Origin of the sequence: Limosilactobacillus portuensis (assembly GCF_028607025.1) — a bacterium.
Classification (GTDB): domain Bacteria; phylum Bacillota; class Bacilli; order Lactobacillales; family Lactobacillaceae; genus Limosilactobacillus; species Limosilactobacillus portuensis.
In genome coordinates, this window is sequence record NZ_CP117296.1 from 1321214 (window position 1) to 1335277 (window position 14064).

General features: G+C 39.9%; 13 protein-coding genes and 1 other RNA gene. 2 read left to right on the plus strand and 12 right to left on the minus strand.

Translation table 11 applies throughout. From position 1 onward, the window contains the following. Positions 1–123 precede the first annotated feature (123 nt). Both arcC and argF read right to left on the minus strand, forming a co-directional pair. Complete coding sequence (gene arcC, locus PRK60_RS06825) at positions 124–1056, minus strand: carbamate kinase (RefSeq protein WP_102168037.1); 933 nt, start codon at positions 1054–1056, stop codon at positions 124–126. A gap of 13 nt (positions 1057–1069) precedes the next feature. Continuing rightward, positions 1070–2077 carry an ornithine carbamoyltransferase gene (gene argF / locus PRK60_RS06830; protein ID WP_273645850.1) on the minus strand — a complete coding sequence of 336 codons (1008 nt, stop codon included), beginning with the start codon at positions 2075–2077 and terminating at the stop codon, positions 1070–1072. 301 nt (positions 2078–2378) lie between these two features. Between argF and PRK60_RS06835 the strand changes: the two genes are divergently transcribed. Beyond that, a complete protein-coding gene (locus PRK60_RS06835; protein WP_178696155.1) occupies positions 2379–3221 on the plus strand; it encodes a DNA-binding domain-containing protein in 843 nt (280 codons plus the stop codon). 56 nt (positions 3222–3277) lie between these two features. On the opposite strand, the gene PRK60_RS06840 is transcribed toward PRK60_RS06835, so the two are convergent. Both PRK60_RS06840 and PRK60_RS06845 read right to left on the minus strand, forming a co-directional pair. Then, positions 3278–3481 carry a hypothetical protein gene (locus PRK60_RS06840; RefSeq protein ID WP_102168034.1) on the minus strand — a complete coding sequence of 68 codons (204 nt, stop codon included), beginning with the start codon at positions 3479–3481 and terminating at the stop codon, positions 3278–3280. Further along, positions 3482–4840, minus strand: coding sequence for a glucose-6-phosphate isomerase (locus PRK60_RS06845; protein WP_191912234.1), 1359 nt, complete (start codon positions 4838–4840; stop codon positions 3482–3484). A gap of 160 nt (positions 4841–5000) precedes the next feature. On the opposite strand from PRK60_RS06845, the gene PRK60_RS06850 reads away from it, so the two are divergent. Beyond that, a complete protein-coding gene (locus PRK60_RS06850) occupies positions 5001–5957 on the plus strand; it encodes a TdeIII family type II restriction endonuclease (protein WP_273645851.1) in 957 nt (318 codons plus the stop codon). 86 nt (positions 5958–6043) lie between these two features. Here the strand turns inward: PRK60_RS06850 and PRK60_RS06855 are convergent, their stop codons facing one another. The 8 genes from PRK60_RS06855 to PRK60_RS06890 all read right to left on the minus strand — a co-directional run bounded on the left by PRK60_RS06855 (position 6044) and on the right by PRK60_RS06890 (position 14063). Next, positions 6044–6904 carry a GRP family sugar transporter gene (locus tag PRK60_RS06855; protein ID WP_178696019.1) on the minus strand — a complete coding sequence of 287 codons (861 nt, stop codon included), beginning with the start codon at positions 6902–6904 and terminating at the stop codon, positions 6044–6046. Between the two features lie 169 nt (positions 6905–7073). Continuing rightward, positions 7074–8534, minus strand: coding sequence for a sensor histidine kinase (locus PRK60_RS06860; protein WP_102169165.1), 1461 nt, complete (start codon positions 8532–8534; stop codon positions 7074–7076). After that, a complete protein-coding gene (locus tag PRK60_RS06865) occupies positions 8534–9250 on the minus strand; it encodes a response regulator transcription factor (RefSeq protein WP_102169166.1) in 717 nt (238 codons plus the stop codon). Before PRK60_RS06865 ends, PRK60_RS06860 begins: the two co-directional genes overlap by 1 nt. 139 nt (positions 9251–9389) lie before the next feature. Then, positions 9390–9763, minus strand: a transfer-messenger RNA (tmRNA) gene (gene ssrA, locus PRK60_RS06870). Positions 9764–10070: 307 nt separating this feature from the next. After that, positions 10071–10628: an aggregation-promoting factor gene (gene apf / locus PRK60_RS06875; protein ID WP_102169167.1), complete on the minus strand. Its 558-nt coding sequence runs from the start codon at positions 10626–10628 to the stop codon at positions 10071–10073. A gap of 316 nt (positions 10629–10944) precedes the next feature. Continuing rightward, complete coding sequence (locus PRK60_RS06880) at positions 10945–11751, minus strand: Cof-type HAD-IIB family hydrolase (protein ID WP_102169168.1); 807 nt, start codon at positions 11749–11751, stop codon at positions 10945–10947. Then, positions 11748–12206 carry a MarR family winged helix-turn-helix transcriptional regulator gene (locus PRK60_RS06885; RefSeq protein ID WP_102169169.1) on the minus strand — a complete coding sequence of 153 codons (459 nt, stop codon included), beginning with the start codon at positions 12204–12206 and terminating at the stop codon, positions 11748–11750. The genes PRK60_RS06880 and PRK60_RS06885 overlap by 4 nt, the downstream gene beginning before the upstream one ends. 3 nt (positions 12207–12209) lie before the next feature. Further along, positions 12210–14063 (minus strand): acyltransferase family protein, encoded by a 1854-nt coding sequence (locus PRK60_RS06890; RefSeq protein ID WP_273645852.1) that lies wholly within the window; start codon positions 14061–14063, stop codon positions 12210–12212. Position 14064: the final 1 nt, after the last annotated feature.

Here is a 14064-nt window from a genome sequence, read left to right on the forward strand (position 1 = left end):
GCCTCAGGCCTGAATTCAAAATTCAAGTCTGAGGTTTTGTTTAGTTTAAAAGCTCAATGTTAATGGGACAAAAAAAGACTATCCAGAATCATCTGGATAGTCTTTTGAGAGATAGACTTATGATTAGTTATCACTAATAACAGTACCAACCTTACCAGCAAGGGCATCGTCTAAGCCGTTAAGTGAAGTAATCAAAGCTTTCCGCTCTGGGTGACCTTCAACGAAGGATAAGCAGGCTTCAATCTTAGGAAGCATACTACCAGCAGCAAATTGCTTTTCATCCATGTACTTTTGGGCTTCAGCAACATTTAATGTCTTCAAAGCCTTTTCATCTGGCTTACCGTAATTTACAAATACGTAATCAACAGCAGTTAAGATGATTAAAGTATCAGCATCAATCTTATCAGCAAGCAATGCGCTAGAACGATCCTTGTCGATAACTGCTGGAACACCTTGTAAGCCATCGTCAGTCATGATAACGGGAACACCGCCACCACCACCAGCAATAACAAGATCGCCAGCTTCAATCAAGGTCTTGATACTGTTCAATTCCATAATCTTCTGTGGAAGTGGAGAAGGAACAACTTGACGGTATCCACGACCAGCATCTTCTTTGAAGGTGTAGCCCTTTTCCTTTTCAATCTGTTCAGCTTGTTCTTTAGTGTAGAAGTCACCAACAGGCTTAGAAGGATTTTGGAATGCAGGATCTTCTGGATCAACAGCAATTTGAGTAACAACAGTTGCTACATTTTTGTTCATCCAACGACGGTGCAATTCATTTTGAAGACTTTGTTGTAAGTGGTAACCAATGTAACCCTGACTCATTGCGCCACATTCTGGAAATGGGAAGGCAGCAGTCTTACCATTTTCAGCAGCAAAGTTCATACCAAGGTTGATTGCACCAACTTGTGGACCATTACCGTGACTGATAACAACTTGATTACCAGCATCAATTAACCCGATTAATGATGAAGCAGTATTCTTAACTAACTTCAATTGTTCTTCGGGAGACTTACCGAGGGCATTACCACCCAAGGCAACAACTACTTTAGCCATTTAGGAGTCCTCCTTAGTTGTGTTCACCTAAGGTTGCAACCATAACAGCCTTGATAGTGTGCATCCGGTTTTCAGCTTCACGGAATACAACTGAGTTCTTGCTTTCGAAGACTTCATCAGTAACTTCCATTTCCTTAAGACCGAACTTCTTGTAGATTTCCTTACCTACTTCAGTGTCAAGGTTGTGGAATGCTGGAAGACAGTGTTCGAAGATAGCGTTAGGGTTTTCAGTAGCGTCCATAACTTCCTTAGTAACTTGGTAAGGCTTGAGAAGCTTGATCCGCTTTTCCCACATGTCATCTGATTCACCCATTGATACCCAAACATCGGCGTAGATAACATCCATGCACTTAACGCCTTCCTTAACGTCGTTAGAAACAACGATCTTAGCGCCAGTTTCGGCAGCAATAGCGTTAGCCTTGTCAAGAACTTCCTTAGTTGGGTTCAATTCCTTAGGAGTTACAACGTGGTATTCCATACCCATAACAGCAGCACCTAACATCAAAGCGTTAGATACGTTGTCTTGACCGTCACCAACAAAGGCGAACTTGATTTGTTCGTAAGGCTTCTTCAATACTTCATGAGCAGTTAAGAAGTCAGCCAATACTTGTGTTGGGTGGTCTTCATCAGTTAAACCGTTCCAAACCGGAACACCTGAGTACTTAGCCAAAGTTTCAACATTCCGTTGTGAGAAACCACGGTATTCAATACCATCAAACATACCACCAAGAACACGGGCAGTATCCTTAACAGATTCCTTGTGACCAATGTGTGAGCCTGATGGGCCAAGGTAAGTTACGTGAGCACCTTCATCCTTAGCACCAACTTCGAATGAACAACGAGTACGAGTTGAACTCTTTTCGAAGATTAAGGCAATGTTCTTGCCTTCAAGGTTCTTACCTTCAGTACCAGCATACTTAGCCTTCTTTAAATCTTCAGCAAGGTCAAGCATGTATTCCATTTCACGCTTGTTAAAGTCTGAAAGTGTCAAAAAACTACGATTACGTAAATTGAATGCCATAATTAAATTTCCTCCTTGAAATTCTTTACGGTTTATATAATAGTAAGCACTTTCAGAAAAATTCATTTTGCTTCAAAATGATTCACCAAAAAGTTTGAATTTATTTTCACAATGATCGAAAATATACATTTAAAGAAAGCGGATCCATCACTATTCATTCATTATTCAACCCAATAATATACATTTCACAAGCATTTTATTAATCAGTATGCTTAATATTCAATATCTAATGAATTATTATTGACTTTCGCTTTAGCTTCAAATAAACTCAAAATGACTCAATTTGATTCGAGGTATTAAAATGAACTTCTACATTGTTGATAATGATAATAACGCTACATCTCTCCTTAAAGATATTATTGAAAATGACTTTAATAATTCAGTTGTTGGTACAACCTTCAATGCTGAGCAGGCATTTGAGGACGTTATTCGCCTAAGTATTGATGTTATGTTTGTTAACCCGTCCCTGTCCCAAATTAACGGAATTGAACTAATTAAACGAATTCAACAAAGCAACCATCACCCTCATTTTATAATGGTTAGTCAGGCATTTGATCCTGCTGGAAGGACAAATGCTTACCAGGCCGGAGTTGACTTTTGCATCGAAAAACCCTTGAACGTTGCTGAAGTAAAAACTGTCATTAAATTAATTGGCGAAAACATCAACATGTCAAACCGGATGTTGCAGATCCTTGATCTGGTCAGTGGAGCTGCTAATCAAAACACAACTAATATTAACTTCAAGAGTAAAGAAAAGGAAAATGTGAAGTCAATTCTTCGTTTTCTCGGGATTACAAATGGTTCTGGCGCCCAAGACATTACCCGGATTATCAATGTCATGATTGAACAAGGAATTACGTTTGATAACATTAACTTTCATGAAATTTTCCGCTGTGACGATCACGGTAAAAAAATTATTCTTCAGCGAATTCGTCGTGACCTTAAGACGGGGCTAAATAACCTCGCCCACATGTGCATTGATTATCCAGAAAACGATATTATTTTGGAATATGCTAATAACCTTTTTGAATACAAGAATGTTCATAATGAAATGAAAATTATTAACGGTACTGCCTCACGTGGTGGTCAAGTTTCAGTCAAGCACTTTTTCAACGGTTTGGTTCAGGAAAGTGCTCAAAGTTAAATGATTATTAAAAATAAGAACCATTCAGAAACTAGCAAAGTTTCTGAATGGTTCTTCTATTTTTTCATCAGTTGGATCGTCAAATAAACCCAAATAATAATCAAAATAAAGGTATATAGTGCTGCGATCCACATAACCCACTGCAAGAATGGGATTAGTTTGAACGTATTTAAAATCGTAAAGCAAATTGTCAAAACACACCAAACAGCAATTCGCATCTGCAGATGATGACGTTGCTTATTGAGTTGCTGACGATTCATTTACTTATTCTCGTCCATTTCAGCCCGCAGCTTCTTGCCGATCTCTTCGTAACCTGGCTTGCCTAACAGGCCAAACATGTTAACTTTGTAGGCTTCCACTCCTGGTTGGTTGAATGGGTTGATCCCGTTAAGGTAGCCGGAGATTCCCATGGCCACTTCAAAGAAGTAAATTAGGTAACCAAGGGTGTATTCATCTTCCTTTGGAATGTGAACAGTCATTACCGGTACTCCACCAGCGGTATGGGCAGCGACAACCGCTTCATAAGCCTTGGTATTGGCAAAGTCCATCGTCTTGCCTTCCAAGTAGCCTAAGCCATCGAGATTGTCTGGTTCACTTGGAATTTCCATATCATGGTTTGGCTGGTCGAGCTTCACAACGGTTTCCATCAAGAACCGGCGACCTTCTTGGATGTATTGACCAAGGGAGTGAAGGTCAGTGGTGAAGTTAGCACTGGATGGGTAAATCCCCTTGTGATCCTTCCCTTCAGATTCACCGGCTAATTGCTTCCACCATTCGGCAAACATCGTCATGTTTGGTTCGTAGTTTTCGAGCAATTCGGTTTCGTAGCCCTTCCGGTAAAGGATGTTCCGGTAAGCAGCGTATTGATAAGCTTCGTTGTTTTCTAACTTTGGATCCGTGTAGTCCTTTTCCGCTTGGGCAGCCCCGGCCATTAACTGGTCAATGTCACCGCCAGAAACGGCAATTGGTAAGAGACCAACTGGGGAAAGAACAGAGTAACGACCACCGATCCCGTCTTGGATGACAAAGCTTTCATAGCCGTGGGCATCGGCTTCGGTCTTTAAAGCCCCCTTAGCTTTATCGGTGGTAGCGTAGATCCGCTTGTTAGCTTCATCTTCGCCATACTTCTTAATCAAGAGGTTCTTGAAGATCCGGAAAGCAATTGATGGTTCAGTGGTGGTTCCGGACTTGGAAACGACGTTGACGGAGAAGTCCTTGTCGCCAATTAATTCGATTAAGTCATGAACATAGGTTGAACTTAAGGAATTGCCAGCAAAGAGTACTAATGGATACTTCCGGTCTGCAGCCTTTTGGGCTTGGTAGAAGGTATTGTGCAAGAAGTCAACTGCCATCCGGGCTCCAAGGTAAGAACCACCAATCCCGATGACCACTAAGATATCTGAATCTGATTGAATCTTCTTGGCAGCGGCTTTAATCCGCGCAAACTCTTCCTTATCATAGTCAGTTGGCAAGTGGAGCCAGTCACGGAAGTCAGCTCCGGCACCAGTACCGTTGCGTAATTCATCATCCGCCGCATTCACCATTGCTTGCATTTCGCCTAATTCGTTATCGTTAACGAATTTCTTTAAGCCTGTACGATCAAATGAAATATGTGTCATTTCCAGAACTTCTTTCTTAATTGTATTTACACTCCTAATCATACCGAACCATGAAGCCGTTTTCAATTAGAATTGCTAAATACAAAATTAATGCTTTCCTGGGATTTTTCCGTCTATCTATATTAGGGAGTGTTCCCTAAATTAATGTAAGGAGTAGCATATGGCAAAATCAAATTTAGAAAAGCGTTGGGAAGAGGCAGGATTAACTGACGACTTTATCTTTAGCAAGGTCTTTCTCGATCCGCAAATTACCTTGGAATTACTGCGACGAATCTTTCCCGAACTCGTAATTAAAGATATCAAAGTGCTCAATAGCCAGCAGGAAATCAAGAGTACTTACGATGCTAAAAGCGTCCGTTTTGATATCTACATCGAAGATCGGGACAATAATCACTACGATATTGAAATGCAGGTTGCAGATCACCATAATCTCCCCCAACGAAACCGCTTCTACCAATCTAGCCTATCAACAGCCGCATACACTAAAGGCCAGAACTACAGTCAAGCAGATAATACGTTTATTATTTTCTTCTGTTGTTTTGATCCCTTTGGCCTGGGCGAACAGCGTTATAAGGTTAAGCGTGGCATTGAGGCCTACCCCAACTATCCATACCAAGATAGTGAGCAGACTCTCTTCTTTGACATCACTAGTCTTCAGAAAACTGTCGGTCCAAAATTGCAACGTGTATTAGATTTGTTAGCCAACCGAAAGCTTGATGAAGATGATGATTTCATTATAAAATTAAGGCAAAGAATCTGTTTTGTAAAACAAAACCGGAAATGGAGGAAAGAATATATGCAACGCTCATTATACGAAATGGATATCGAGAACGAACGGAATGAAGCTGTTAGAGAAGGCCATGAACTCGGCCGACAACAAGGGTTAAAAGAAGGTCGGCACGAGGGACACGAACAAGGACTGAAAGAGGGTCGTGAACAAGGTCGTGAAGATGGCCGTAAGGAAGGCCAAGCTAAGGAGCGTCTTTCGCTAGTGACTGACTTAATTCAAAGTGGTCAAAATCAAGCACAAGTGGAAAACTTTTTAATTAATATTCGGAAAATGGATCCTAGTCAGGCTACCCAGTATTATCAAGAAGCTCTAAGACTGTTAAAGTAATATTTTTCCAATAACTAATCAAAAATGGTCTTGCCGAAGCAATGATGCTACGACAAGACCATTTTATTTTTAAATGATTTTCTTGATTATGCAAAGGCAGTAGCGATACTACCAACAACGATCAAAACAATTCCCCAAATGGTGTAAGTCATTTCGCGGTGACTCTTGTGTTCGTGAAGAATCCAAATTCCACCAAAGGTTGCAATAATAACATTCAGTTGGGTAAAGATGAATGCTTCGGTAACACCAAGGGCCTTAGCAGAAAAGATATAAGCAAAGGCGGCAATTCCCCATGAAAGACCACCGAGAATGTTTAAGTACTGTTCCTTTTGCTTGAATGAAGAAGCATTGCCAGAGCAGATTGCGTAAATTACAGAGCCAAGTAGGATTCCGAGCATTTCTGGAAGGAAGATCCCTTGAGCACTTTCATTGGCAACGATTGGAATCTTTGGAAATGCTGAATATACCCAGTAACCAATAGTAGTTACCAACAAGAAGATAAAGTTACTAGCAGTAACTTTCTTATCCGAATTACTATCAGAAACTGATGTCATCAAAGCACCAACAATAACGATTGCCAATGCAACAAAACCGATTGTAAGCGCCCGAGCACTATGCCATTCACCAAAGATAATAACCCCAATTAGTGAGTTACCAACTAATTGTAAAACGGTGGAAAGCGGCATGGTATTTGAAACACCCATCCGTTTAAAAGAAACGAATTGTCCAACCTGACCAATCGTCCATAAAGCACCACATAATACAGAAAACCAGAAAGCAGTTGTACTAACAGTCGGCTGAGTAACCGCATAGGCAACTAATCCAATGATTGTGGCACCAGCACCGATACCGAACATCTGATTAACAGCAGAACCACCAATCTTACCAGTGATTAATGGCATAAGCCCCCAACCAAGTGCTGGGATTAATGCAAGTAAATAAACCATCTTTATTTCTCTCCTATCAAATGAATAATTGATTACGAGATAGTATTATAACCGGTTGCAAACGTTTACACAAGTATTTTCACAAAATAAATAGATGGTATAAATATAATAAAAGTTTGCATTATCTATAAGAAAGCGTTTAATAAATTATTGGTATAAATGTGAAATATTAATTCTGGCTATTCCTATGCGGTGCATGTTGAGGATCCGGAAGAAAGATAGTAAAGGTTGTCCCCTTTTTGGGTTTACTTTCAACCGTTACCTTTCCGCCATGAAGATTTACTAATTCATGAACGATCGGGAGACCAAGTCCCGACTCACTATATTGATTACTTCGTGACTGGTCAGCTTTATAGAATCGCTCCCAAATGTTCTTTACTTGATCATTTGTCATCCCAATTCCATTATCGCTAATCTTAAACTCACATCCCCGTTCAACACGACGCGCCGAAATTTTAATTAGTCCCTTATTGGTGAACTGAATGGCATTCTGAATAACGTTAAACATAATTTGGACAAAACGATCGTAATCGGCATAAACCAGGAGGCCTTCAGGAACATCTAATTGGATGTGGTCTCCTTTCTCTATGGCACGCTTATTCAATTGTTCTTTAAGATTATTTAAAACAGCAGAACAGTCAAATAGTTTCCGATCCATTGAAATTTGATTAGTGCGGATCTTCTCATAATCTAAATTGTCGTTAACCAACCGAATCAACCGCTGAGTATCGTTCTGCATTAATTCAATACTATGGTTCCAATCTTCTTTAGGAATAGCATCATACCGAAGTCCTTCTAACAATCCATTAATTGTCGTTAACGGAGTCCGCATTTCGTGGGCAGCATCAGCCAAGAATTTTCGCCGCCGTTCTTCTTGTCGCCGAATTTCCCGATCGGACTCACGAAGAGCAGTTGTCATCTGGTTAAAGCTTCGGGCAAGGTCATCTACCTCATCCTTGCCGTTAACTGGTACCTTTACATGGTAATTCCCTTTAGCAACCTGACGAGTAGCAGTCCGGAGCTGATCAATTTTTTTAGTAATTGACCGAGCAAGAAGATAACTAATTAAAAGTGCAGCTAAGGTAGCAATAAGAAAGGCAATTGCTAAGTTAATTTTCAGCTGATGCATATTTTCTTCTACCACCGAGACAAAGGTAGCAATCGAAACGACCGCAATCATTTTCTTATGATAGAAATACGGGCGAATTACTTCTGTCATTGCTGACTGGTGAGCTTTTTGATTATTAATCTGTGGCCGTGTAAGTCGAAGATAAATGGTCTTGCCTTTCTTTAATTTTTTCCAATCATCCTTACTTATTTGAGGAGCAAAGCCATTGCTAGCAAACGTCTGCCGCTGTGTTACATCAAAAATTGCAAAATGAACATGCTGGTTAGAAAGCAAGGCTGCATTGCTCAATAAAGCCTGATTCTCAAAGCCCTTAAAGGTATGATCAACCGTATCATAACGAATTGCATCTTGAACCAAGCTATCAGAATAAGTTTTCAACTGATTCCAGGTATTTCGATACATCGTCTCATTAGTCACATTAATGAAAGCCAGACTCAAAACCGTCATCAGTGTAATAATTACCGTAAAGAAAGCAATCATTAATCGATATAGTAACTTCATTATTCGTTTCCTTCATCATCAAACTTGTAACCAACACCCCAGACTGTTTGAATTACCTGTGGGCCAACCGCTTCAAGTTTTTGACGAAGCTTTTTAATATGGGCGTCAACCGTTCGTTCATCACCATAGTATTCATAGTCCCAAACTAGTTGGAGCAATTGAGAGCGGGTGAACACCTGACGAGGCTTGCTAGCCAATGTCTTTAATAGATCAAATTCCTTTGGGGTTAGATCCTTTACTGGCTTACCGTACATGTATACTTCACGGGTCTTAGTATCCATCTTAAAATGCTTAGTCTTAATGTCAAAACGATCCTGATCAGGATGTTGTGCTCCCTGCGTCGTACTTAATTGGGAACGCCGCTGAAGAGCCTTAATACGAGCAATTAACGTAATCGGACTAAATGGCTTAGTTACATAATCATCCGCACCAATCTCCAACCCAAGCACTTGATCACTTTCAGAATCACGTGCAGTCAGCATGATCAAGGGTACTGTGGTTGATAGCCGACGAATATCGGCCGCCACCTGCATCCCGTCCTTCTTTGGTAAATTCAAATCTAAAAGAATAACATCCCATTCATGCGGAGCAGCACTAAATTTTTCTTCTGCCGCGACCCCATCATAGGCGAACTCATATTGCCAACCCTCTTTTTTGAAAAACATTGCCATCATTTCGCATACTGAGTGGTTATCCTCAATCATCAAAATTTTCATTCTACAATTCTCCCTCACTAATTATAAAAATCAATTCACTATTTCCCGGGAAATAACTTTCTTCACCCTACCTTAATAAATGATATTTACAAATAAAAAGGCTGAGAAAAACAAAAGCTTTTTCTCAGCCTCCCTTCTGCAATGGAGATGACGGGAGTCGAACCCGTGTCCAGGCATATCGCCATTCCAACCTCTACGTTCATATCTCAACTATTTAGCATTCATTAATCAAAACGCCGTTGATCAGGGCAACCATGATTAACTAGCTTGGTAATCTCTTCTTAATACTTCAAGCGTGAGTGTTAAGCGTAGTCCACTAATATATGAAACCCATCACTGCATCATGAACGAACCCAGGATGGATTTACGCGCGCTACTTGTTAGGCAGCGTATGCGTAAGAGTTTGAATTATTGTTTGCAGTTATAATTTAAAACTGAGCGTTTTTACGAAGACGCAACCTTCGAAACGCAATTGAAACTCGACCTATACCTGTCGAATCCAAAAACATCCCCAAAATACAGTACTAATTGTAACATTGATAAAACAACAATGCATCATTTATGCATTAATTTTTCTAAGTAAAAAAACGGTAATGGTATTACTCACCACTACCGAGAAAATCGATTTATTCTTTCTAGACTATATAGTTAAGTTCTGTTTGCCAGAAGCTTGCTGGAGCTGTTCTAATACATCATGGTCAAAACGCGCTCGCAGGAAAGTCCTTAGAGACAACAAACTCCCTCCCAGATGCTTTCAGCATCCAGTCGGGAGAAATTGTTGTCTTACAGGACCTTTTTAATCCTGCTCGCGCTCTCATTTTTAATACCAACCATTTGCCATCCAGTGTTGTTGGGCGGCGGTCCAAGAACCGTAACGACTAGCTACATATTGATCCGCAACTCGTTCTTGGTTGGCTGCTGAGTAGTCACCATTGAGGTATGATGCTGAAAGTTGATACTTTCCAATGTATTGTCCATTAGTAGCACCATAATTTCCACCAGATTCGCGGTTAGCAATCCATGCTTTAGCAGCCGCTTCTGAACCACTTACAGTACTTGTTGACGACTGTTGACTAGTAGCATTATTACTATTTTGGGTAGTTGTTTGAGATGATGCTGGTTGAATTTCACCATCGCTCTTAATAATTAAGCGTTGGCCAACATAAATCTTGTTAATATCCTTAATGCTGTTCTTTTGGGCGATTTCATTAACAAGGCTGTTGTTCTTATTAAACTTGTAAGAAATGCTTGAAAGCGTATCACCACTCTTAACAGTGTAAACTGTATCAGCATTAACAACAGCTTGAGTAGCTGCAACACCAAAGACAATTGCACCGACAGACGCAGTTAATTTTGCAAGCTTTTTCTTAGAAACCATAAATTCAATACCATCCTTTTTTATTATTCCGATTCAACAGTCCCTATACTACACGATGAATATTACTACTAGATAACAACGATTTATCGTTTAACAAATTATTGCGAAGTGTTTGTAAAGCTACTGAAATATTAATTGTAAATAATCGCACATTTATAGAAATTGACGTGCTAAAGACTATCATAGTAGGATCTGAAATTTTCTTTGGTTGTCCTAACTTCTTTATATGATAATAAAAAAAGTTGTTAAATTAAGGGCAATTTTCACTAAAACCGTCTAATTTAACAACTTTATTGACTAATTTTCTACTTTTTTATTACAGTAATGTTGCAAAATACTGCTCACAGTAGCTTGCAACGCCATCTTCATCATTCGAATCCGTGATTGCTGTGGCAACCTTCTTAACTTCAGGAAGACCGTTTGCCATGACAATTCCCTGAGCAGCAGCTTGAATCATTTCCAGATCATTATCAGCATCACCAAAACTCATCAAGTTACTAAAGTCTAAATTAAAGTGCTGTAAAAGTGCTTGCAAGCCAACCATCTTATTAACTTTGGGGGGCAAGAATTCCATAATCATTGGCTGTGATTGGACCGCATGATACTTCTTCTTAAGTTCAGCAGGAAGGCCCTGAATGATCGGGGTTAATTTCTCAGCGGGAATTGCCATAACCGCCTTGCTGTAAGTCGTTTCCTCAAGCTCAGTACTTTTAGTATCACGAAATTCAATGTTCTTTAAGACTGTCTTGTAAATTGAACGGGGTTGATCAATTAGTTCGTAAACTCGATCGTAGTCCAAAATATCAAGAGGAATGTTTTCATGCTGAACAAACTTTAACAGTGGTTGAAGATCGTCTCTAGTCATTCCTAACTCAAAAAGATGTTCCTTAGAGACATTATTAATTACCAATCCACCATTAAAGGTAATTGTATAATCATCTGGTTTTGTCAGACCAAGTTGTTCAATCAATGGCCAAATAGCGTTAATCGGCCGGCCAGTACACAAGACAACGTGAATGCCTTGAGAATGAAGTTTCTTTAGGACCCGTTCATTACGGATACTAATTTCCTTGTTACTGTTTAACAAAGTATTATCTAAGTCTAACGCAATTACTTTAATCATTTTTTCTCCTCGCTATAATTTGCCTGAACAATTTGCTTATTAAAATCTTCTAAAAGATCCAATAACTCAGTACCTCGATCCTTTCCGTAAACATCAAGCCAGTTTGAAAAGCGTTTCAACACAAGTGAACCAATGTGCTGTTCAACCTGCTTCCCTCTAATGGTACTGATTAAGAACAACCGACGACGATCTTCAGGATCGGCCTCTTGTTGGATGTAATTATGATTCAAGAGGGGCCGAAGCTGCCGTGAAATCGCACTTCTGGTTACTCCACGTTCATCAGCGATATCCATTAATTTTATTTTGGGGTTATGAACAATCTTTTTTAAAATTAGATACTGTTCAAATGAAAGGGAATATTCCGCAGAAGGCTCCGAAATAAACGAGTCAAGGCCTTTCAACCCGGTTAAATACAGATCGATCGCCTTATCTAATAATTTTTCATTATCATTCATTAACTATTCACCCCGTTGATCCTTCAAAATAGTTTTCGTAATTAATTTTGCATAATGGTTATTTCCCTGTTTATTCATGTGAACGCCATCTTTTGCAAACCAACCGGATTGACCATTACTTGCGGTATACCAATCAACTAAGTGAACATTATGGTGTTCCTTTGCAATCTCCTGAATCTGATTATTAACCTGCTGTTGCCAGCTCTTTGATGGAATATGGGGAGTTACCCAGTAAACTTGCCGATCCTTTCCAATTGTCTTTAGAATATCATCAATCGTTTTTTGATCCATGGCTCCATTATTCCCTAAGTTCAAAATAACGATCCGATTGAGGTGCCCACTCTCCTCTAACTGACTAAGGACTTTAGGCGTTTGTGAACCCTGACGTCCCACCTTAGCATCAACGTAGGCGTGCGGCATTAATTGTTGAAGGCTATTAGAAGCATCAAGCATTACTGAATCACCAACCGCAGTGACCTTCAGTTTTTGAGCCCGCTTAATCTCGTTCTTACTTAGCTGGTACTCTTTTTGCACAGTGCTAATCTTAGCTGTTTCAACATTTTTTCCCTTACTAAGTTGCTTATTATGCTTTTCAGTTAATTGATCATTCTTTTCAATTTGTTTCTGAACCGTCGTTTTTTTTGGTTGAACATTAGGCTGACAGAGTCCGTAACCTGCTGTACCTACAATTAACAAAGCGATGATTGCCGTTACCGCCTGTTTCCAATTATTAAACTTAATCTTTTGCCAATTGAAATCACTTAACCGACGCTTAGCAAGCGGTTGTTCGATCAACCGGTATGAACATTCACTGATAATCACAATTAGCGCTAGTTCTTCCACCCCGCTAACAATTGGGTGTACACCAACATTAATTGCTCGTTCGTAAAATATAAGAACAGGATACTGATAGACGTAGATCCCGTATGACCGCTGACCACACCAACTAAAGAACGGGTTAGTTAGCCACCGGTTCATCCGACTCCCCGGATGAAGGATCGTTGCTAGTAAGACAGTCCCAACTATACTATAAAGAAACATCCCCCCATGGTAAGTAAATGGGGACTGCCCATCTAAAGTTATAAAGCCATATAGGGTAATAATTAAAGCAGCAATTCCTAAGCCATCTAATATCCGTGAATCAGTTGCGGTAACCTTTGTACTTAACCGGTCAAGCGGCCAAACTAGACCAAGCCATGAGCCAAGTAAAAGGGAGAATGCTCGCGTATCAGTTCCATAGTAAACCCGGTTAAGCGTCTCCGGATGGTACAAAACAGCCATTTCAATTGCTGACAAGACCGCTAGCCCCAAAACAAGGTATTGAACGATTGAACGTTTCTTGAATACCTTAAATAAGAGGAAAATGATCAGCGGCCAAAGGACATAGAATTGTGCTTCAACTCCTAATGTCCAAAGGTGAGTAAATGGTGATTGATTGGCGAACTGATCAAAGTATGATTGCCCATGATAAATCTCCCACCAGTTGTAAACCCACAAGATATTAGTAACAAAGATTTGTCGAATGTTATGCAATAGCTCATGAGCAAACAGCGTAATGTATGCAATTGTTAATACTAACATCGTAATTAAAACTGGATAAAGGCGGTAAAAGCGTTTAGCATAAAAATGCCTTAACCCAAGTCCAGCACCACGTTCAAGCTTTTTACTGAACTGGTAAGTAATAAAATAACCCGAAATTAATAGGAATAGTGGAACACCGAGAAAGCCACCCTTTAGCTGAGTTGGCAGTAGGTGATAAATAATTACTCCCAAAACTGCAATTGTTCGTAACCCATCGATTCCTGTAACGTGGTGTGGCTGAGCTCGACTGCTCACTAGGCCTTCTTTTTTGTTCATT